20 protein-coding genes are annotated in these 19461 nt (G+C 64.2%); 8 read left to right on the top strand and 12 right to left on the bottom strand.

Annotated elements, in window-relative coordinates:
- Positions 1 to 26: 26 nt before the first annotated feature.
- Positions 27 to 1670 (top strand): thiamine pyrophosphate-requiring protein, encoded by a 1644-nt coding sequence (locus VNN77_19575; GenBank protein ID HXG53607.1) that lies wholly within the window; start codon positions 27 to 29, stop codon positions 1668 to 1670.
- A 57-nt stretch (positions 1671 to 1727) separates the two neighbouring features.
- Here VNN77_19575 and VNN77_19570 read toward each other — a convergent pair whose 3' ends face one another.
- Both VNN77_19570 and VNN77_19565 read right to left on the bottom strand, forming a co-directional pair.
- Positions 1728 to 2474, bottom strand: coding sequence for an SDR family oxidoreductase (locus tag VNN77_19570; GenBank protein ID HXG53606.1), 747 nt, complete (start codon positions 2472 to 2474; stop codon positions 1728 to 1730).
- A 120-nt stretch (positions 2475 to 2594) separates the two neighbouring features.
- Positions 2595 to 3557, bottom strand: a complete 963-nt coding sequence (locus VNN77_19565; protein HXG53605.1) for an ABC transporter substrate-binding protein — start codon at positions 3555 to 3557, stop codon at positions 2595 to 2597.
- A gap of 226 nt (positions 3558 to 3783) precedes the next feature.
- Here VNN77_19565 and gloA point away from each other — a divergent pair, with 226 nt between their 5' ends.
- The 3 genes from gloA (at position 3784) to VNN77_19550 (ending at position 5566) form a co-directional block, all read left to right on the top strand.
- Positions 3784 to 4185 (top strand): lactoylglutathione lyase, encoded by a 402-nt coding sequence (gene gloA, locus VNN77_19560; GenBank protein ID HXG53604.1) that lies wholly within the window; start codon positions 3784 to 3786, stop codon positions 4183 to 4185.
- A gap of 74 nt (positions 4186 to 4259) precedes the next feature.
- Complete coding sequence (locus tag VNN77_19555; protein ID HXG53603.1) at positions 4260 to 5081, top strand: YfhL family 4Fe-4S dicluster ferredoxin; 822 nt, start codon at positions 4260 to 4262, stop codon at positions 5079 to 5081.
- Between the two features lie 11 nt (positions 5082 to 5092).
- Positions 5093 to 5566, top strand: coding sequence for a hypothetical protein (locus VNN77_19550; GenBank protein HXG53602.1), 474 nt, complete (start codon positions 5093 to 5095; stop codon positions 5564 to 5566).
- A 343-nt stretch (positions 5567 to 5909) separates the two neighbouring features.
- Here VNN77_19550 and VNN77_19545 read toward each other — a convergent pair whose 3' ends face one another.
- From VNN77_19545 to VNN77_19505, 9 genes are all read right to left on the bottom strand, one after another.
- Complete coding sequence (locus VNN77_19545; GenBank protein ID HXG53601.1) at positions 5910 to 6632, bottom strand: OmpA family protein; 723 nt, start codon at positions 6630 to 6632, stop codon at positions 5910 to 5912.
- 213 nt (positions 6633 to 6845) lie between these two features.
- A complete protein-coding gene (locus tag VNN77_19540; protein HXG53600.1) occupies positions 6846 to 8270 on the bottom strand; it encodes a sigma-54 dependent transcriptional regulator in 1425 nt (474 codons plus the stop codon).
- Positions 8271 to 8278: 8 nt separating this feature from the next.
- Positions 8279 to 8815, bottom strand: coding sequence for a tetratricopeptide repeat protein (locus tag VNN77_19535; protein ID HXG53599.1), 537 nt, complete (start codon positions 8813 to 8815; stop codon positions 8279 to 8281).
- Positions 8758 to 10200, bottom strand: coding sequence for an ATP-binding protein (locus VNN77_19530; GenBank protein ID HXG53598.1), 1443 nt, complete (start codon positions 10198 to 10200; stop codon positions 8758 to 8760). Before VNN77_19530 ends, VNN77_19535 begins: the two co-directional genes overlap by 58 nt.
- A gap of 228 nt (positions 10201 to 10428) precedes the next feature.
- Positions 10429 to 10641 carry a hypothetical protein gene (locus VNN77_19525; protein ID HXG53597.1) on the bottom strand — a complete coding sequence of 71 codons (213 nt, stop codon included), beginning with the start codon at positions 10639 to 10641 and terminating at the stop codon, positions 10429 to 10431.
- 35 nt (positions 10642 to 10676) lie between these two features.
- Positions 10677 to 11750, bottom strand: a complete 1074-nt coding sequence (locus VNN77_19520) for an agmatine deiminase family protein (GenBank protein ID HXG53596.1) — start codon at positions 11748 to 11750, stop codon at positions 10677 to 10679.
- Between the two features lie 10 nt (positions 11751 to 11760).
- A complete protein-coding gene (locus VNN77_19515; protein ID HXG53595.1) occupies positions 11761 to 12609 on the bottom strand; it encodes a carbon-nitrogen hydrolase in 849 nt (282 codons plus the stop codon).
- Between the two features lie 115 nt (positions 12610 to 12724).
- Positions 12725 to 13444 (bottom strand): dienelactone hydrolase family protein, encoded by a 720-nt coding sequence (locus tag VNN77_19510; GenBank protein ID HXG53594.1) that lies wholly within the window; start codon positions 13442 to 13444, stop codon positions 12725 to 12727.
- A 112-nt stretch (positions 13445 to 13556) separates the two neighbouring features.
- Positions 13557 to 14402 (bottom strand): alpha/beta hydrolase, encoded by an 846-nt coding sequence (locus VNN77_19505; protein ID HXG53593.1) that lies wholly within the window; start codon positions 14400 to 14402, stop codon positions 13557 to 13559.
- A 115-nt stretch (positions 14403 to 14517) separates the two neighbouring features.
- On the opposite strand from VNN77_19505, the gene mazG reads away from it, so the two are divergent.
- Both mazG and VNN77_19495 read left to right on the top strand, forming a co-directional pair.
- The gene (mazG, locus tag VNN77_19500; GenBank protein ID HXG53592.1) at positions 14518 to 15327 is read left to right on the top strand and encodes a nucleoside triphosphate pyrophosphohydrolase; all 810 of its coding nucleotides are present in this window, start codon (positions 14518 to 14520) and stop codon (positions 15325 to 15327) included.
- Positions 15324 to 16289: a D-2-hydroxyacid dehydrogenase gene (locus tag VNN77_19495; protein HXG53591.1), complete on the top strand. Its 966-nt coding sequence runs from the start codon at positions 15324 to 15326 to the stop codon at positions 16287 to 16289. Before mazG ends, VNN77_19495 begins: the two co-directional genes overlap by 4 nt.
- A 92-nt stretch (positions 16290 to 16381) precedes the next feature.
- On the opposite strand, the gene VNN77_19490 is transcribed toward VNN77_19495, so the two are convergent.
- Positions 16382 to 16801: a single-stranded DNA-binding protein gene (locus VNN77_19490; protein ID HXG53590.1), complete on the bottom strand. Its 420-nt coding sequence runs from the start codon at positions 16799 to 16801 to the stop codon at positions 16382 to 16384.
- 220 nt (positions 16802 to 17021) lie between these two features.
- Between VNN77_19490 and VNN77_19485 the strand changes: the two genes are divergently transcribed.
- Together VNN77_19485 and VNN77_19480 are read left to right on the top strand one after the other, a co-directional pair.
- Entirely contained in the window at positions 17022 to 17801 is a 780-nt protein-coding gene (locus VNN77_19485; GenBank protein ID HXG53589.1) for a lysophospholipid acyltransferase family protein, read from the top strand.
- The gene (locus VNN77_19480) at positions 17798 to 19453 is read left to right on the top strand and encodes a ribonuclease J (GenBank protein HXG53588.1); all 1656 of its coding nucleotides are present in this window, start codon (positions 17798 to 17800) and stop codon (positions 19451 to 19453) included. The genes VNN77_19485 and VNN77_19480 overlap by 4 nt, the downstream gene beginning before the upstream one ends.
- Positions 19454 to 19461 lie beyond the last annotated feature (8 nt).

Here is a 19461-nt window from a genome sequence, read left to right as displayed (position 1 = left end):
CGCCGGGCGTTCGGGAGGCAAGAAAAATGCGTGTCGTCGATGCAATCTGCGAGATCCTCAAGCACGAGGGCGTGGAGTTTCTCTCCTGCTATCCCACCAACCCTCTGATCGAGGCCTCCGCCCGCGCCGGTATCCGGCCCATCGTCTGTCGCCAGGAGCGCGTCGGCGTCGGGATCGCCGACGGCTTCACCCGGGTGACCAATGGCCGGCGGATCGGAGTTTTCACGATGCAGGCCGGCCCTGGGGCGGAAAACGCCTTCTCCGGGATCGCCACCGCCTATTCGGACTCGGTCCCCATACTGTTGCTCCCGGTGGGCTACGCGCGGTCGACCGCGCAGGTTTTTCACTTTTTCAGATCCGTTCAGGCCTACGCTCCGGTGACCAAATGGGTCGAGGAGATCACGCTGGCACGCCAGGTCCCCGAAATCATGCGCCGGGCCTTCAGCTATCTCAAAACCGGCCGTCCCGGCCCGGTGCTGGTCGAGATTCCCGGAGACGTCGCGGTTGAAGATGTTCCTGCCGATACCGACGCCTATCGCCCGGTCAGGAGGGCCGTGAGCGGACCCGACCCCGCGGACGTGGACTTGGCCGCCAGGGTGCTGGTCGAGGCGAAACGCCCGGTGATCATCGCCGGCCAGGGAGTGCTCTATGCGGAGGCTTGCGAGGAGCTCCGGACGCTGGCGGAGCTGCTCCAGGCGCCGGTAACGACGCCTCTCGAAGGCAAGAGCGCGTTTCCCGAGCACCACCCGCTATCCCTCGGAACCGGAGCCGGCGTGATGCCCAGGCCGGTGCAGGTTTTCCTGCAGAAGGCCGATGTGATCTTTGCCGTCGGCGCAAGCTTGACGCGTCATAGCATCGTTGCGGCTCCCATCCCCCCGGGGAAAATCATCATCCATGCAACCAACGATGAACGCGACATCAACAAGCACTACGCCGCCGACTACCCCGTTCTCGGCGATGCCAAACCCGTGTTGCGCCAGCTCGCCCAGGCGGTCGCCGATCGGCTGGGAAAGGAGCGTCGCGACGGCTCGGCGGTTGCGGCAGAGATTCATCAGATCAGGGAAGCGTGGATGGCGGAATGGATGCCGAAGCTCACCTCCGCCGAGCGACCGATCAATCCTTACCGGGTCATCTGGGAGTTCATGAAGCTGTTCGACCCGAACGGCGCGATCGTGTCCCACGACGCCGGCAGCCCGCGCAACCAGCTGGTCCCCTTTTACCGCGCGCCGGCGCCCCGGAGCTACATCGGCTGGGGGAAATCGCACGCGCTCGGAACCGGTCTCGGCCTGATCATGGGAGCGAAGCTCGCCGCTCCTGACAAGTTCTGCGTGAACTTCATGGGCGACGCGGCCTTCGGCATGACGGGGCTGGACTTCGAAACCGCCGTGCGCTGCGGCATCCCCGTCCTGACCATCGTGCTCAACAACAACTTCATGGCCGCGGAGACGGTTCACATGCGGGACTCACACGAGCGGTTCGGCACCATGAACCTCGGCGGCAACTACGCGGATCTCGCCCAATCGCTCGGCGCCTGGGCGAGGCGCGTCGAAGATCCCGGGGAAATCGCGGAGGCCCTGCGGCTGGGGCGCCGGGTCACGGACGAAGGCCGGCCTGCGCTGCTCGAGTTCGTGACGAGTCGCGAAACCCGCTACGCGAGAATGCAGGAATAGAGAACGACGTCCCGGATCGAACGCGGGTCGAGAGATTCGAGTCCCGGCGAAAGCCTGTCAGTCCCGAATCGCCAGCGCGCCCCCGTCGACGGGCAGGTCGACGGCGTAGATGAAATCCGATTCCTCCGAGGCCAGGAAAACCGCCGCCCGGGCGACGTCCAGAGGGACCCCGCGGCGCCCCGCCAGATTGCGCACGAAGCGATTCTCGGGCACCTCGTCCTGACCGACCGGAGAGCCGATCCGGTTCGGCGAAATCGAATTGACGCGGATGCCGTGAGGCGCGAGCTGAACGGCTAGAGAGCGGGTCAGGTTGAGAACACCGGCCTTGGCCGTGGTGTATGCCGTCGCTTCCTTTCGGCCCCAGTGGCCCGAGGTGGAAGCGATGTTGATGATCCTCCCCTTTGTCTTCTTGTCGATCATGACTTTCGCCGCCTCGCGAGTGCAGTACCACACGCTGCGCAGGCAGACGTTCATGACCCGGTCCCACTCCTCTTCGCTGATGTCGAACACGGTCTTGTGATCGGTCCAGGCCGCATTGTTCACCAGCACGTCGATGCGGCCGAACTGACGCACCACGCTGTCCGTCATTTCGCGCACCGAATCCGCCGACGAGACGTCGCAGACGATCGCGATCGCGCTGCCGGGCTTGCCCGCGTTGATCTCGGACGCCACCCTGGTACCCCGTACCGGATCGAGATCGACGACGGCGACCTTGGCCCCTTCTTGCGCGAACAGCTTCGCGATCTCCTCCCCGATGTTGCGCCCCGCGCCGGTTACGATGGCCACCTGCTCCTTCAGTCTCACGTCCGCCTCCTGTAGATTTTCGGTCTCTCCTCCATAGCAAAAGTGCCGCGCCGGGTCCAGCCGCGCGGTCCTTCCACGATTTCGCCCACCGGGATTGGTCTGTCCGGAAGGAGCGTCGCCCTAGAGGCTGACTTTTTCGGTGTACAGGTCCTTGAGGAACCTGCTGCCCTTGAGCTCTTCGAGAAACCGGGGCTCGATGATATCGGCGGGTTTGAGCCGCTGCGCGCGCCGGTCGACAACGCTGGTGACGTCCACGAGCGCCTGGATCGCCTCGGTGTTGAGCTCCGGAAGCGGCCGAAGCTGCGCGGCGAAGCTGTCGTACATCGTCTCCACCGTGCCGCTCTGGCTGGCGGGGAAATACTTCTTGATGATCGCCAGGCTCTCTTCGCGCCGGGTGACGAAATGATGGATGGCGGCCGCGTAGCCTTTCAGGAAGCGGCGCATGGTTTCTTCTTCCCGCCTGATAAAGGAGCGCGTGGTCAGGAGCAGGTCCGTCACCACTGGCACGGACTTGGTCTCCAGGATGCGAATCCCCAGTTTTCGGGCCTCCGCCGCCACTTCCGGGCTGAGCGGCGCCGCCTGGACGAGGTTCTTCGAGATCGCGATCGCCCGCGCCGGCGAGAGCCCTGCAGCAACGATCTCCACGTCCTGGACGGGATCGAGACCCGCGCGGCGGAGCATCACCCGGGCGGCGAGGTCCGAGCGCGCGCCGAGCGCGCCGACGCCGACTTTCTTGCCCTTGAGATCCTTCAGCTCGGAAATGGAGGGGACGACCCCCATGCCGAACTGCTGCATGCTGATGTGCGAGCCGAAAAAGACCAGATCAGCGCCGCTCAGCACCGGCTGCAGCATCGGGACGGGATTGCCCGAGCCGATCAGCATGTCGATCCCGAGCAGCGCGTGCACGCCGGCGGAGAGGGTGTCCCTGATGGGAAGCTCTTCGACCTCGATCGCGTGTTTCTTGAACAGCCCGGAGTCGACCCCCACGTACGCTACGGCGGTTCCGATGTCCCAGCCGGCGTAAGCCAGGCGGAGCTTCTTGGGGGCGGCGGTCGCGGAACGCGTTTCGCTTGCCCCTGCCAAGACCACCGCGGCGGCCGCAAGACCGGCCAAGAGCGACCGGAGACAAACAGCTCTCACGTTGGCACTATAGCTCAGTTTCCGGTCCCTTCCAACTACAAATCGCCCGCGCCGGCCGGCGCATCGCTCCACCCGTTTTCTCGCGACGCCACGTGAGGGGCGCTTCGCCCGGGTTGATGCGGCGCCGGGTTGCTGCTATTTTGCCCACGCCGGCCACGGAGGTATCGCGATGCGCCTGCTCCATACCATGATTCGGGTGAACGACCTCGAGGAATCGCTCAAGTTCTACTGCGACGTCCTCGGCATGCGGCTGCTGCGGAAGAAGGACTATCCCTCCGGGCGCTTTACCCTGGCCTTCGTGGGCTACGGCGAGGAATCCGAGAACGCGGTGCTCGAGTTGACCTACAACTGGGACACCCACAGGTACGATCTCGGCAACGGTTTCGGCCACGTCGCCATCGGCGTCGAGGACATCTACCGCACGTGCGACGAGCTGCGCGCGAAGGGAGCGAAAATCGTGCGCGAACCCGGCCCGATGAAGCACGGCGGAACGGAAATCGCGTTCATCGAAGATCCCAACGGATACCGCATCGAGCTCATCGATCTCGGCCGTCGGGCTGCCCGACCCTGAGCCGCGGGTCCGTTGCAAGCCCCGCGCATTTCATCTACGCTGAATCCACCGGCCTTGAGGAGGAGATCCCGTTCATGGCGACGATGATCACGAACGAATGCATCAGCTGCGGCGCTTGCGAGCCCGAATGTCCGAACAACGCGATTTCGCAAGGCGAGACGATCTACGTGATCGATCCGAAGCTCTGTACCGAATGCGTGGGCTTTCACGACTACGAGGCCTGTGCCGCGGTTTGTCCGGTCGATTGCTGCGTCACCGATCCGAACAACGTCGAAACCGAGGAGACGCTGATTGCGCGGGCGCGCGCGCTGCATCCTGACGTCACGTTCGGCGACAATTTCCCGTCGCGCTTTCGCAAGGGCCAGGGCGGTTCCCCGGCGAAACCCCCGGCGAAGGCGGCCGCCGCGGCGCCGGCAGCCGGTGACGGCAGCGCGGCCAGCTCGCCGCCCTCGGCGAGTCCTTCCCCCTCCGCCCCCCCGGAGCCCGAGGTCGAGTTCGTTCCGCTGCCGCCCGTTGACTCCTGGACGATTCCGATCCGCTGCTTCAAATGCGGGCAGGTCCATGTCGAGCCTGTCGGCAGCTTCGTGATCGGCAACGTGATCTTCTGCCCGCACTGCAACAAGTCGATGGTCGTGGGCGAGAACCTGAACTATCACATCCGGACGCTCCTCGAGGAATCCTACGAACGGTGGGAGCGGGAGCAGCGGGAATTCCAGGCGCGCCGCGAAAAGGAATGGAAGGAGTTCCTCGAGCGCCGGGCCAGGGAAGCGCGGGCGTTCGAAGCCCATCAGCGCGATGAGCTGGAAAAGCTTCGCCGACAGCTCGAAGCCATCGGCGAATCGTACGACGCGCCCGGCAAACCGCTCAAGAAAGGGTCCCGGTTCGCCTGGGGCTGAGCAGGGCCGCCGTGCTCAGCTCGTGGCTGCACGTTCTCGCGCTGACGATCTATTTCGGCTCCGCGGTCAGCCTGTCGGCTCTCTTGCTGCCCGCGCTTGGCGCTCTCGAAGATAGGAACGAACGGGCCCTGGCGCTCGCGACCGCGCTCAGGTTTTACAACCCGCTCCACATCGGCGCGTTGGGGGTGGCTCTGCTTACGGGCGCCTTCGAGCTGACCGCCCTCAAGGCCGTCTATCGCGAAGCGTTCATGAGCGAGATCGGCTACAATCTCGCCGTCAAGCTGCTGTTCGTGTTTTTGCTGGTCATGTGCAGCGTTTACCAGGCCATGGGGATCGGCCACCGGTTTGTGAAGCGCCAGGAAAACGAAGGCATCGTGCCCCCGGAGGAGCTCGATCGCGTTACGCGCCGTCTCAAGGCCGCGAACTGGTGCATTCTCTCTCTGGCACTGATCGGCTTCTGGCTCGGATTGCGACTTCAGTCCTGATGCTTCCAGGCCCCGGCGCGGGTCACGGAAGACTTCATCGTTGAGAAATGGGCGGGGGGTCGGGACAGGAAGAGTTTTCGGTTCCTGGTTCTTTACGAGGAACCGTGAACCTGCGAATACTGAACCGCGGCGCCGCCGCCGATCTCGGCCACGCGCCGGTGTAACACCATGAAGTGAAGGTTTTCGGAGGAGAATTCCCCCGGATGTCGTCCTTCCTGGCCTGGGGGTAGCTGAACCAGGTACCCGAAAATCGCTAAAAGCGCATTCCGAGACAGGTTCTAGAAAAGAGAAAGGGCGGGACCCCCCGCCCTTTCTCTTTTGTTTAGGGAGGTCGCCACGCGGTCTATCTCTGGCTGACCTGTTGCTCCGCGGGCTGGGACGCCTGCGGGCCGGGTTGACCCGCGGTGGCCCCCGTCGTGATCCCTTCGCGGTACACCAGGATTTCGACCCTGCGATTCTTGGCCCGCCCCTGCGGCGTCTTGTTGTCCATCAACGGCGAGCTCTCTCCGTACGAAACCGAGACGACGCGCATGGGATCGAGCTTCTTTTGCGTGATCAGGTATCGGCTCACGGCATCCGCCCGGCGTTTTCCCAGCTCGTAGTTGTAGTCTTCGGGACCGACGTTGTCGGTATGACCCGCAACGACGAAGAAAGTCCCCTCGCCCCCTGCCTCGCCTTTGAGATCACTCAGAAAACCGTCGATCTCCCGGCGGGCCTCCGCGGGAAGACTGGCCGAATTGAACGCGAAGTTGGCGCCTTCTTTCATGTCGATCACGATCTTGCGCTCGAGCCTGAGGTTCCCGATCGCTTTGAGCGCTCTTTCGGCCTTCTCATCGACCTGCCCCAGCCTGCCTTCGAACTGCCCGAGCTTGCCCTCGACCCCGCTCATTCGCGTGCCGAGGCTGCTGATCTGACCCTCGGCCTGGGTCAGCCGCCCTTCGCTCTGAGTTACCCGGGCGTTCACCGGATCCATCTGCTCCCTTACCCAATCGCGCGTGGCGATGCATCCCTGAGCCATGAGCAGGGACCCAAATGCACCCGCCGCGATCAAACTCTTGATCGTCATGTTCTGTCCTCCTTGAACTTTATATGCGCCCCATGCGCCCACTGTTTACACCATGAAGTAAAACAGGCGCGCTAATACCAAAACGTGTGCCACGGGAATTTTGGATTAAAAAGCAAAATAGAATCGAACAGCTCAGATGTGCAGCCGCAAGAATCGTATGATTTTCCCTACACCGCTGTAGGGGTATTTTCCGTGCAAAGGCGGGGGATGCGCTCAGTTTGCGAGAGTCGATTTTCCGCGCTTGAAGGCTTCCACTTTGAGGTCGTGTTTCTTCAGCAGGTCGTAGAAATCCGCTCGGTACTTGCCGGCGAGCCTGGCGGCCTGGCTCACATTTCCCTCGGTCATTGACAGCACCTGCACCAGGTAGTCCCGCTCGAAGGCGTCGCGGGCGTCCTTCAGCGGACGCAACCCGTCGGCTCCCCCGCGGGCCGCCTCCCGATCCGGTTTTTCCGCAGCTTCCACCGGGGCGTTCCTGGCCTGCAGGACGTAATCCTCGGTGATCAGGTCCTTCTGGGTCATGGCCACGGCGTACTCGATGGTATTCTCCAGCTCCCGGACATTTCCCGGCCAGTCGTGGAGCATCAATTTTCGCAGCGCTTCCGGAGCGATTCCTTTCACGTCCTTTTTCATCTGCTGGCTGAACTTCTTGAGGAAGCTTTCCACGAGCGGCACGATGTCTTCTTTTCTTTCCCGCAGCGGCGGCAGATGGATCGGAATGACGTGGATTCGGTAGAAGAGATCGTCGCGGAACAGGCCCTTGCGAACTTGTTCTTCGAGGTCCTTGTTGGTGGCGACGATCACTCGGACGTCGACCTCGACCGCGACCTCGCTGCCGACCGGATAGAACTGTCGTTCCTGCAGGACGCGCAGCAGCTTGGACTGCGTCGACAACGGCATGTCGCCGATCTCGTCGAGGAACAACGTCCCGCCGTCGGCCTGCGTGAAAAGCCCCTTGGTGCTCTTGAGCGCGCCGGTGAAGGCCCCTTTCTCGTGACCGAAGAGCTCGCTTTCGAGAAGCGTCTCCGGCAGCGCGGCGCAGTTCAGCGCCACGAAGGGCTTGTCTTTCCTTCCGCTCGCCAGATGAATGGCTTTCGCAATCAGTTCCTTGCCCGTGCCGCTTTCCCCGTGAATGTGGACGGTCGAATCGAGCTTGGCGATGCGCGTCACGACATCCAGCACCGCGCGCATTTTCGAGCTTCGGGCGATGATGTTGTCGAAGTTGTATTTCTCTTCGAGCAGCTCCTTGAGCCGCCGGATCTCGGTATTGAGCCGGCGGTGCTCGAGCGCCCGGTCGATCTGCAGGAGAAGGTCACGCGGATCGAAGGGCTTGGTGACATAGCTGTAGGCGCCCCGACGCATCGCCTCGACCGCGCTCTCGATCGACCCGTGCGCCGTCAGGATGATCGTGGGCATGTCGGGTATGACCGAGTGAACCTCTTCCATCAGCGAGATGCCGTTGCCGTTCGCGAGCATGAGATCGAAGAGGCAGAGATCGAGCGGCTTGGCTCGAACCGCGTCCAGCGCCTCCTGCGAGGTCATCGCCGTGGTGACGTCGAAACCCGAGGCTTCGAGCCTCATCTTCACCAGCTCGACCAGGTTGGCGTCGTCATCCACGACCAGTATACGTCCGCCTGCCATGGCCCTTCCTACCGCGAACGGTCCCTTTTTCGCTCTTCGATTTCCAGATCCACCTGCTTCAACTTCTCCACGCCGTCCAGAACGCCCACCCAGATCCGCGCCTGCTCGGCGAGGCCGCTTTCAGGATAGTTCTTGATGACCCGGTTGAAGTAGGCAATGGCGCGCCGGTTGTCCCGCTTGGGGTTTTTGGGATGGGCAAAGATCAGTCCCATGTTGAAAACCGCCGCGTCGGCCGGTGCCTTGTCCCTCATCAGTTCCACTACCCGCTGGCTTTCGCGGAGCGCAGCCTCGTAATCACCGCTCGACAGCAAATTTTGGGCCAGCGCGAGGCGCTCCCGGGCTTCCCGCCGCTCCCGCTCCTCGGCGGTTTCCCGAGAAATTATGCCCGGCGGACGAGGGGGCTCCGGCGGCAGGACGATCGGCTCGGGCGGTTCGACCGGCTTGGGCTCGAGAGGCGGCCGGAAGAGCGCGCAGCCCGAGAGCACGGTCAAAAGGGCAAGGCAAAGGTAAACCTGCTGCCCTGCTCTGGATCGTTTTCGGCCCATATCTCCCCGGAATGAGAGGTTATGATGTGCTTGGCGATGGCGAGCCCGAGGCCGGTTCCGTTGGCGGAATACGGGCCCTGGGGTCTGGCCTGCTGGAATTTCTCGAAGATCGTGCCGAGGTTTTCCGGAGGAATTCCCGGTCCGGTATCCTTCACCGAGACGCGAACCTTCCCGTCCACCGCCTCCGCGGCAATGCGAACCAGGCCGTTTTTCGGCGTGAACTTCACCGCGTTGCCGATGAGATTGCGGAGCGCCTGCAAAATCCGCTCCGGATCGAGGTTGAGGTCGGGAAGCGTTCCGGCAATCTCCGTTTCGAGCTTGATCTGCTTCGCTTCCACCAACGGTACGATCTCGCCGACGGCCTGATGGATGAGCGGGGCCAGGCTGCTTCTGCGGAAACTGTAGCTCATCATCCCCGCTTCCATCTTGGAAAGGTCCAGGAGCGAGTTCACCAGGCCGATCAGCCGGTTGCTTTCCTCCGCGATAATCCTCAGGAGTTTTTTCTGGCGCTCCGTCGTCTCCCCCCCGATTCCATCCAGGAGAAGCCCCGTTCCCTCTTTGATCGAAGTAAGCGGCGTGCGCAGCTCGTGCGACATCGACGCGTAGAAATCCGCCTTCATCCTGTCGATCTCGTTGAGCTTCCGGCACATCAGGTTGAATGACGCGGCGAGTTCGGAGATCTCCGGCGGAGAAACGATGCGCAAATCTCCGTCGAATCGTCCCTTGGCGATCTCGCCGGTCTTGTTCTTGAGGAGCGAAACCGGCCGCGTCACGCTGCGCGTGATGGCGAGCGAGACGAGGAGAATGAAAAAGAGCCCGGCGATCGTGACGCCGCCGGCGACCCGCCGCGCCCGCGCCCCGGCTTCCGCCAGCTCTCCGACCTTTTCCAGCATCTCGCGGTGGCGCTCGGATTTCAGTTTCTCCAGCCCGGCGAGGATCTGATCGGAGAGCCTGTCCTTCTCGCTCTTGATCCGGGCGGCGGGATACGGCCGGTCCGCCCTGACGCTTTCCAGCTCCTCGCCGAGGACCTCCAGATACCGTTGATGCACGGCCCGCACCGCGTCGAGCAATGGCCTTACCGTCGTCTCGGCCACCGCCGACGCCTGGTCGAGGGCGCGCTCGAAGTCTCCACGAAAGCGCTCGAACTCCCGAAACAGAACGGGATCCCTGGTGATCACGAACTTGCGCTCGTAGCGCACCATCGAGAGGTGGCTGTCTGCGAGTCGCTTCTCGAATTCGACGATGCGGTTGTCCTTCTCGAGGATGGAGCGGGTGATGCGGTCGAGTCCCCGGAGCTCTTCGATCGCGTAAAGACCGACGGCGCCCGCCAGAGCGAAAACCGCGACGTACCCGATGAACAGCCGAGTGAACAGGCTCAAGCGCATTTCGCCGCCCCCTCAGCCGTCCTCGCTATCCGGCACCGCCGTCCGGCGGGTTCGGTGCGGAAACCTTCGGATCCGGTCCGGCCGTGGGGAGCGGCCTCCCGCCGCGCTGCCCGAGCCGCCGTTCCACGGCCCCAAAGCTCGCATGAGCGCGGGAGAGGCGTTTTCCAAGGCGGGACAAACCGGGGACCATAAATGAACCGAAAGGCTCCACGTCGGATCGTGGCAGGACTAGAGCAGTCTCAGCGCGTATTCCAGGATTTCGCTGAGCTTGCGGATCTGTGTGGCGCGTATGGATCGCTCCTCGCGCGGCGAAGAAAAATAGTCGTCGAGGCTCTTCTTCAAGTTCCACTCGAGCAGCTGCACGCATTGCTCCATGCTGATTTTTTCCGAACGGCGTCGGCGCGCCTGGTGCAGCGCCTCGAGCTGGATCAGCTGGCCCATACAACGCGTAGAATAGGAACGATGCCGCCGCGATGTCAAGGGCCGCGGCGAAAAACCCGGGGCTGCTGCTGGGTTACGCAATGAACCGCGCCGAGGCCGGCCACCACGTCCGTGCATGGAACGGCAACGACGTCGCGGTCGGGAAAAAGCTCCCGCAGGACGCCGAGCGCCCGAGCGTCCGCCGGATCGTCGAACGTCGGAACGAGGACGACCCCGTTGGCGATGTAGAAGTTCGCGTAGCTCGCGGGCAGCCGCGCGTCTTCGAAAAAAATCGGCCGGGGACACGGCAGCGGAATCACTTCCAGCCTGTGGCCGTCTTGATCCGCAGCCGCCTTGAGCCGTTCGTAGTTGTCCATGAGCGCACGGTAGTTCTCATCGCGCGGATTTTCCTCGAGGGCGCAGACCACAGTCCGCTCGTTCACGAACCGCGCGATGTCGTCGACGTGGCCGTCGGTGTCGTCGCCGCAGACGCCCTCGCCGAGCCAGATGACGTGGCTCAAGCCGAGCGCGGCCCTGAGGAATTCCTCGATCTCGCGCCGGTCCATGGAGGGATTGCGGTTGGGGTGCAGAAGGCACTGTTCGGTCGTAAGGCAGCTCCCGGCTCCGTTGACGTCGAACGATCCGCCCTCGAGCACGACCGGATGCCTGAACACCGGCACCCCGAGAGCGGAAGCGATCGCTTCCGCCACCGAGTCATCCCTCTCGTATCCAGGATACTTCCCTCCCCATCCGTTGAAGATCCAGTCGTTGCAGGCGAGCGGGGCAGCGCCGGAGCCCAGGACGAAGGTCGGCCCGTAATCGCGAATCCAGACGTCCACCGTCGGGATCCTGAAGAAGCGAAGGTTGCGCCCGTCGGCTCCCGCCGCCCTCAGACGCGCGGCCGCATCCGCCTCCTCCGCGGCGTCGTTGACCAGAAGACAGACCCGCTCGTGCGGGGTGAGCGCGGCGGCCATCGTTGCCCACGCCGCCCGCACGCGCTCGATCTGGGTCGGCCAGGTCTGGGAGTTGTGCGGCCAGGAAAGCCAGGTGGCCTCGTGCGGAGCCCACTCGGCCGGCATCGCGTAGCCCAGGGACCGCGGGGTATCGGATTTCAGGGACGCTCCCGCCATTGCCTCGCCGTCAGTGGCGACTCGATTCCTCGATGACTCGCGACTGCAGCGGGCCGTAAGCGTCGACGCGACGGTCCCGGAGAAACGGCCAGCTTTGCCGCGTGATGTCGATCCGGCGCAGGTCGCACCGCGCGATCAGGATCTCCTCCCGCACGGTGCCGGCCCGGCCCAGCAATTCCCCGAACGGGCCGGCGACGAAGGAGTTGCCCCAGAATCTCAGCTTCCCCTCCGGGCCGACCCGGTTGGCCGACGCGACGTAAACGCCGTTGGCGATCGCGTGAGAGCGTTGGATCAGCTCCCAGGCCGCCCGCTGGTCGCGGGCGGTTTCGCGCCGCTCGCCGGGCAACCAGCCGATCGCGGTCGGGTAGAAGAGAATTTGCGCCCCCGCCAGCGAGGCGAGCCGGGCGCCTTCCGGAAACCACTGGTCCCAGCAGACGAGCACTCCCACCTTCGCGTAACGGGTCTCGAATGCCGGAAAGCCGAGATCTCCTGGCGTGAAGTAGAATTTTTCGTAATACAACGGATCGTCGGGGATGTGCATCTTGCGGTACTTCCCGACCAGCGAGCCGTCCGCATCGATCACGACCGCGGTGTTGTGATAGACACCGGCCGACCTCTTCTCGAAGAGCGAGGCGATGATCACCACGCTCAGCTGACGCGCCAGCCGGCCGAGCGCCTCGGTGCTCGGGCCGGGAACGGGCTCAGCGAGCTTGAAGTTGCGGATATCCTCGCTCTGGCAGAAGTACCGCGAACGAAACAGCTCCTGAAGGCAGACGATCTGCGCGCCGCGTCCGGCCGCCGTCGATATTCGCTGCAGCGCCTTCGCGAAATTGGCCGCAGGATCGCGCCCGCAGGCCATTTGAATCAGCCCGACCGTAACCTCGTCGCGATGCTTGCCCGCCTTCACCTTCGAGCCCTCGGGCGCCGCCGGGGAGTCCTCGCGGGGATCTCGCCCCGCGGAGCGCGGTGGCGGACTATCTCAAGTGCCGAGCGAAAAAGGCCTTGGTTTTCTCCCAGGCGTCGCGGGCTGAAGCCTCGTGATAGCTCGGCCGCTCGTCGCAGAAGAAGCCGTGGGTGGCGTCGGGATAGACGACCATCTCGAAGTTCCTGCCCTTCGCCATCAGCTCGGCCTTGATCCGGTCCACGTGCTCCTTCGGGATGAGCGGATCCTTTTCGCCGAAGAACAGACAGATCGGACAGGCGATCTCGCCGGTCCGCGACAGGGGGCTCGGATTGCCCATCGGGATGCCCCCGCCGTAGAAGCAGACCGCAGCTTTGACGTCTCTGGAGTGGTGCGCGGCCGCGAGGTAGGTGAAGCGCCCGCCCATGCAGAACCCGACGACGCCCACCGCACCCCCTTTGAGATCGCTCTGCGACTTGAGGTGGCGAATGGCCGCTCCGACGTCGTCCATCACTTTCGGGTCCTGCAGCCGGTTCATCATGGCGATCGCCTTCTGCAGCTCGCTGTACGGCACCACTCGCTCGACTTCGCGGTGGTAAAGATCCGGAGCGACGGCGAGATAGCCTTCGCGCGCGATCCGCTCGGTGACGTTCCTGATGTGGTCGTTCAGCCCGAAAGCTTCCATCAACACCACCACTCCGGGATAGGATCCACCGTCTTTCGGACGCGCCTCGAACAGGTCCATCTTTCCGTCCGTAGTGTCGAGCTGGATCGTGCGGGTCGTCACGTCCATAAAAACAGCCTCCTGATGAGATGGTTCGGAAAAATCCGCCTCTGTCTACCAGATTTCCTCCAGAGGGTCCACCCCGGCGAACGCCGGGAGCTCAAGACGACACGGCGCGGGGCTAGTGCGTGCGGCAGAACTCGAGCACCCGATCGCAGATCTTGCGCGTCGTCTGCTCCTGCAGGGCGATGTTCCAGAAGGTCGCGTTCGGCAGACATTCTCGCAGGTAATGGGCGGCCGAAGTGGCGTGCGACGCGTCATCGCCAGGCACGATCAGGGCCGGTGCCTTGACCCCGAGGAGCTGCTCGGGCTCGGCGCCGGTCGCCGTGTCCCGGTCGAAAAGGGCCCGGCCGCTGGTCGTGACGATCCCCAGATAGCGTTCCGGGTCGAGCGCGGAGAAGCCGCGGGCGAATTCCTCATCCTGATCGATCACCGACGCCCACGGTCCGGCCTCTGGATCGGCCCAGAAACTCTTTCCGGTGCGCGCCCGCTCGACTACGGCGGCAAGCCCGCGCTCCGCGGTGAACCGATAGTGTCGGGCGAAACGTTCCAGCCCGGCCGCCTTCCAGCGGTATCCGCCGACCGGCCAGTGGAGCACCAGCGATCGCGTCGCCGACGGATAGTCGACCGCGAACGACAGCGCGACCGAACAGCCCATGCATCCCCCCATGACGTGGGCGGCGTCGATCCCCAGGTGGTCGAGCAGAGCCTTCGCCTGCCGGCTGTAACTCGACCAGCCGATCCTTTCCACCCGCCCCCCGGATCTCCCCGACTCGCGCCGATCGTACACGATGAGCCGGTGCCCGGCCGATAGCGTTTGCAGCGCGTCGAGGCCCGTCCAGGCGCTCGCCGTGCGCCACTTCTCTATGGTCGCGTCGAAGCCACCCGGAGCGAGCATCAAGAGCGGCGGCCCGGAGCCGTAGATCTCGTAATAAACCTCGAGTCCGTCCAACGTCGCCTTCGGCATAACCTCCTTTGCTCCTTTCGCACGTGGTTTCGGCTGGACATCGTCGCATCGGGCACGTAAGATCTACCACGCGCCGGCGGCAGAAAAAAGTTTCTTGACCCGGCGGGAGGGTCCGGTGAATCACAGGGAAGCGGCAGAGGAGTTCGTCGAGCTGCTTGCGGCGATGGCCCGGCTGCGCGGCGAACAGGGCTGCCCCTGGGACAAGGAGCAAACGCACGAGACGCTGCGACCTTTCCTCCTCGAGGAAACCCACGAAGCCCTGGAGGCCTTGCGCGACGGCGATCCGGCCCGTATCCGCGAGGAGCTGGGCGATGTCCTACACCAGATCGTCTTTCACTGCCAGCTCGCGGCGGAGAAGGGCGAATTCACCGCCGCGGACGTCATCCGCCAGCTCCGGGAGAAAATGGTTCGCCGCCATCCCCACGTTTTCAGCGGAGAGCCGCTTCGGGACTCGGCGGAGGTCATCAAACGCTGGGCAGACCTCAAAGCCGATGAAAAGGAGACGGCTTCCGCCTCGATCCTGGGAAACCTGCCGCGGTCGCTTCCGGCGCTCGCGCGCGCCCAGGCGGTGACCGAACGGGCGTCGCGTGTCGGCTTCGACTGGCCGGCCATCGATCCGGTCTGGGACAAGCTCGAAGAAGAGTTCCGGGAGCTGCGCGACGCCCGGGCGTCGGGAGACAAGACGCGCATCGCCGAGGAGCTGGGCGATCTCTTCTTCGCGCTCGTCAATCTTTCGCGCTTCCTCGGCCTGCAGGCCGAGGACGTCCTTACCGACGCCACCGAGCGTTTCATCCGCCGGTTCCGTTACATCGAAGCCAGGCTGCGCGAAGCCGGAAGCTCACCGGCCTGCGCTTCGCCGGAAGAGCTGGATCGTCTCTGGGAAGAGGCGAAAAGCTCGGAACGGTCCGCGAAAAACTCCGCATGACGGCTCTCGTGCCGCGCCTGGTTTTTCTCGACGCCGCGACCTACGGCGACATTTCCCTGGAGCCGTTCCGGCGATGGGACTGCGCGGTTTACATGACCACGTCTCCGGCGGAGCTCCCGAGCCGGCTCTCGGGACGATCGGTCGCCGTAACGAACAAGGTGCCGCTCGACCGCCAGATTCTCCAGGCTCCCGAAGCCCTGGATCTCCGGCTGATTGCGGTGGCTGCCACCGGAACGGACATCATCGACCGCGATGCGGCTCGCGCCAGGGGAATCGGCGTCTGCAACGTCCCTGGCTACGCGACCCGTTCGGTCGCTCAGTTCACGATCGCCCTCTTGCTCGAGTTGGCGACCTCGGTCAGCCGCTACGCCGCCGCGGTTCGCGCTGGCAGCTGGCAGCGAAGCCCCGTCTTCACGCTGCTCGACTATCCGTCGAGCGAGCTTCACGGAAGGACCCTCGGGATCGTCGGCTACGGAAACATCGGCAAAGAGGTCGCCGGGATCGCCCGGGCGCTGGGCCTGCGCGTGGTCGTCGCCGGCCGTCCCGATTCGCCGGTCGCAAGCGACCGCCTCCCCCTCGCCCGTCTGCTCCAGGAATCCGACTTCGTGAGCCTGCATTGTCCGCTCACCCCGCAAACGCGACATCTGATCAACCGCGCGACCCTCGACCTCATGAAGCCGACCGCCTTCCTGATCAACACCGCGCGCGGCGGGCTGATCGACGAGCCGGCGCTGATCGAGGCGCTCCGCAACGGACGCCTGGCCGGCGCTGCGGTCGACGTCATTTCCGTCGAGCCCCCGCCGCCCGGACATCCGATGACCGAAGCGGCGAAGGAGCTGCCGAACCTGATCGTCACCCCGCATACGGCCTGGAGCGCGCGCGAGGCGCGGCAGAGATTGCTGGACGAGGTTCGGGAAAATATCGAGGCTTTCCTTGCCGGACGGCCGAGAAATCTCGTCTGAGCGACCGCCTCGCGCCACCGGCGAAGCGACCGACGAAAGCCGGCCTTCAGAGCGCGGGCACCCAAAAAACCTGCCGGGAAAAAGAACCTGCCTCAGAAAGGAATGTCGTCGTCGATGGGCGGCTGCGCGGCTCCGGCCATGTCGTCGCCTGCAGACTCCGCTTCCGGCGCGACGCGCGTCCCGCCGCCGCCTCCGAGGAAGCGGATGCGCTGCGCGACGATTTCCGTGATGTATCGTTTGTTGCCGTTCTTGTCGTCGTAGCTCCGCGTCCGAATGCTGCCTTCGACGAACACCTGCCGCCCCTTGGCGAGGTACTGGCCACAGGTCTCGCCCTGTTTTCCCCATACGACGATGTTGTGCCACTCGGTCCGTTCCTGCCGGGTCCCGTCGGCATCCATCCATACTTCGGAGGTGGCGATTGGAAATCGCGCCACCGCCCGGCCGTTGTTGGTAAAACGCACCTCCGGATCCTTGCCGAGGTTGCCGATCAGAATGACCTTGTTCACCGACATCTGGACCTCCGAGTGGCGACCGAATCGGGCGCAGGAAGGTGAAGTCAAATTACCGCCCCCTCACCCGTTAGTCAACCGAAATCCTCGCCTGGAAGGGCCGCTTCCTTGCGCGGCCGTTTTCGCCCGGCCCGGGTCCTTTCGTTGCTTTTTCACCGTCCGTGAATTAGAATCAGCTCGCCTGTTCTCGGCGGCTTTTCGTCGGCAATCTTAACGCTACTTGATGATTTACGTCCTCAAGCTCGCCCTGATCGCGGCCGTGACCGTTCTGGCCGCGCTGCTGACGATGGCCATCGGCATGCTGGATCCTCACGGAAAGCGAGCGTACCGCATCGGACGGTTCTGGACGTGGTTCATCCTCAAGGTTACAGGAGTCTCGGTTCAGGTGCGCGGCCTGGACCGTATTGATCCGGCGCGAGGCTACATCTTCATCGCCAACCACCAGAGCAATATCGACATTCCGGTGCTGGTCCAGAGCCTGCCGGGGTTCCAGCTTCGCTGGATCGCCAAAAAAGAGTTGCTCCGGGTGCCGTTCTTCGGCTGGGCCCTGCGGGCGTCGAAACACATCACGATCGATCGCGCGAACCGGACCGAGGCCGCGAGAAGCCTGGCTGAAGCCGAAGAGAAATTGCGTGCCGGCATTTCGATCGTGGTTTTTCCCGAGGGAACCCGTAGCCGCACCGGAGCGTTGCTGCCGTTCAAGCGCGGAGGATTCGTGCTCGCGGTTCAGACCGGCACCCCGATCGTGCCCGTGACGATCAACGGCACCGGCGCCCTTCTGCCCGCAGGCGCGTGGCGCGTGCGGCCGGGCCCGGTGGAGGTGGTGATCGGCGAGCCGGTGTCGGCGAAGCGGCGCGTCGGAGCCATCCGGAGCCTGATGGCCGAAGTCCGGGCCGAAATCGAAAAAAACCTCCGCCCGCCTCCCGACAAGGAGGTGTCGGCGGTGCCGCGGCGCCACCCGATGGAGCCGCTGGCGGGAAGCAGCGTTCGAAAAGCTCGATGAAAGACCCCCTGCGCATCGTCCCCATCGGCGGCCTCGGCGAGTTCGGCCTCAACATGATGGTGCTCGAGTACGGCGGCGCAGCCATCGCGATCGACTGCGGCGTCATGTTCCCGGGCGCGGATCATCTCGGCATCGATCTGGTGATTCCGGATCTCTCGTACCTCCTCGAGAGAAAAGGCGCCCTCAAAGCCATGGTGCTGACCCACGGCCACGAAGATCACATCGGCGCCGTGCCCTATGTCCTGCGCCAGCTTTCCGTGCCGGTTTTCGCCACCCGGCTCACCCTGGGCCTGCTCGGCAACAGGCTCAAAGAACACGACCTCGAGGACGCCGACCTCAGGGAGATCCGCGCCGGCGAGCCCTGGGAGGTGGGGCCGTTTCGGATCGAGGGGATTCGCGTCACCCACAGCCTGATGGACTGCCTGGCGCTCGCCGTCGAAACCCCGGTCGGAACGGTCATCCACACGGGCGACTTCAAGATCGACAACACGCCGATGGAGGGGGAGGCCTTCGACTTTCAAAGCCTGGCCGCCCGGGGCCAACAGGGGGTGCTCCTGCTCCTTTCGGACTCCACCAACGTCGAGCGTCCGGGCCATACCCCGTCGGAGCGAGAAGTCGGCGGAACGCTGGAGACGATCTTTGCCCAGAGCCGCGGCAAGATTCTCGTGTCGACTTTCGCCTCGAGCATTCCGCGAATCCAGCAGGTCGCCGACCTCTCCGAGCGCTACGGCCGGCGCGTGGTCGTCAGCGGCCGGAGCATGATCCGCAACAGCCAGATCGCCTGTGATCTGGGCTATCTGCGCCCGCCCCGCGAATTTCTCGTGGAACACGAGCGCTGGCAGGACCTGCCGGCCGATCGGGTTACGCTGCTCACCACCGGCAGCCAGGGTGAGCCGCTTTCCGCGCTCCATCGCATCGCCCTGGACGACCACAAATCGATCAAGATCGAGCGCGGGGACACGGTCATCCTGTCCTCGAAATTCATCCCCGGAAACGAGAAGACGATCGCAAACGTCATCAACCATCTTTACCGGCGCGGGGCCGAGGTCTACTACGAGAAGGTCTCCGCGGTCCACGTCTCGGGCCACGCGAGCCAGGAGGAGCTGAAAACGATGCTCCAGCTCACCCGGCCGCGCTACTTCGTGCCGGTTCACGGAGAGTACCGCCATCTGGTGCGCCACCGTCGTCTGGCACAGGAAGCGGGCGTGCCCGAGCAGAACTGCTTCATTCTCGAAAACGGCGACGTGCTGGAAATTACGCCCGAGGAGGCGCGCAGAGTCGAGCCCGTCCCCGTCGGCCGGGTTTTCGTCGACGGCCGAGGCGTGGGCGACGTCGGTGACGTGGTCATTCGCGACCGGCGCCACCTCTCCGAGGACGGGGTCGTGATCGCGATCATGGCCGTCCACCAGCAGTCCGGCGAGATCGTCGCCGGACCCGACCTGATCTCGCGCGGCTTCGTCCGCGAGGAAGAGAGCGCCGAAATCCTTGACCAGGCGAGAAAAGCGGTCCTGGAAGCGATCAACGAGATGAATCGCGAGACGCGGCAGGATCCCTCCGAGCTCCAGGAGGAGGTTCGAAAGACGCTGCGCCGTTATTTCCGAAAAAAGCTGGAGCGCCGGCCGGTTGTTCTGCCCTACATTCTGGAAATGTAGCCCGCGGT

This window comes from Candidatus Zixiibacteriota bacterium, assembly GCA_035574315.1.
Taxonomy (GTDB): domain Bacteria; phylum Desulfobacterota; class Binatia; order UBA9968; family UBA9968; genus DATLYW01.
Note: the sequence above shows the minus strand (reverse complement) of the source record. Positions and strands in the feature narration are given on the sequence as shown.

What these genes read in the sequence shown, in the direction of transcription:
- VNN77_19575 (HXG53607.1), top strand. Translation starts at nt 27, where the DNA reads ATGCGTGTCGTCGATGCAATCTGCGAGATCCTCAAGCACGAGGGCGTG.
- gloA (HXG53604.1), top strand. Translation starts at nt 3,784, where the DNA reads ATGCGCCTGCTCCATACCATGATTCGGGTGAACGACCTCGAGGAATCG.
- VNN77_19555 (HXG53603.1), top strand. Translation starts at nt 4,260, where the DNA reads ATGGCGACGATGATCACGAACGAATGCATCAGCTGCGGCGCTTGCGAG.
- VNN77_19545 (HXG53601.1), bottom strand. Translation starts at nt 6,632, where the DNA reads ATGACGATCAAGAGTTTGATCGCGGCGGGTGCATTTGGGTCCCTGCTC.
- VNN77_19540 (HXG53600.1), bottom strand. Translation starts at nt 8,270, where the DNA reads ATGGCAGGCGGACGTATACTGGTCGTGGATGACGACGCCAACCTGGTC.
- VNN77_19535 (HXG53599.1), bottom strand. Translation starts at nt 8,815, where the DNA reads ATGGGCCGAAAACGATCCAGAGCAGGGCAGCAGGTTTACCTTTGCCTT.
- VNN77_19530 (HXG53598.1), bottom strand. Translation starts at nt 10,200, where the DNA reads ATGCGCTTGAGCCTGTTCACTCGGCTGTTCATCGGGTACGTCGCGGTT.
- VNN77_19525 (HXG53597.1), bottom strand. Translation starts at nt 10,641, where the DNA reads ATGGGCCAGCTGATCCAGCTCGAGGCGCTGCACCAGGCGCGCCGACGC.
- VNN77_19520 (HXG53596.1), bottom strand. Translation starts at nt 11,750, where the DNA reads ATGGCGGGAGCGTCCCTGAAATCCGATACCCCGCGGTCCCTGGGCTAC.
- VNN77_19515 (HXG53595.1), bottom strand. Translation starts at nt 12,609, where the DNA reads ATGGCCTGCGGGCGCGATCCTGCGGCCAATTTCGCGAAGGCGCTGCAG.
- VNN77_19510 (HXG53594.1), bottom strand. Translation starts at nt 13,444, where the DNA reads ATGGACGTGACGACCCGCACGATCCAGCTCGACACTACGGACGGAAAG.
- VNN77_19505 (HXG53593.1), bottom strand. Translation starts at nt 14,402, where the DNA reads ATGCCGAAGGCGACGTTGGACGGACTCGAGGTTTATTACGAGATCTAC.
- VNN77_19495 (HXG53591.1), top strand. Translation starts at nt 15,324, where the DNA reads ATGACGGCTCTCGTGCCGCGCCTGGTTTTTCTCGACGCCGCGACCTAC.
- VNN77_19490 (HXG53590.1), bottom strand. Translation starts at nt 16,801, where the DNA reads ATGTCGGTGAACAAGGTCATTCTGATCGGCAACCTCGGCAAGGATCCG.
- VNN77_19485 (HXG53589.1), top strand. Translation starts at nt 17,022, where the DNA reads ATGATTTACGTCCTCAAGCTCGCCCTGATCGCGGCCGTGACCGTTCTG.
- VNN77_19480 (HXG53588.1), top strand. Translation starts at nt 17,798, where the DNA reads ATGAAAGACCCCCTGCGCATCGTCCCCATCGGCGGCCTCGGCGAGTTC.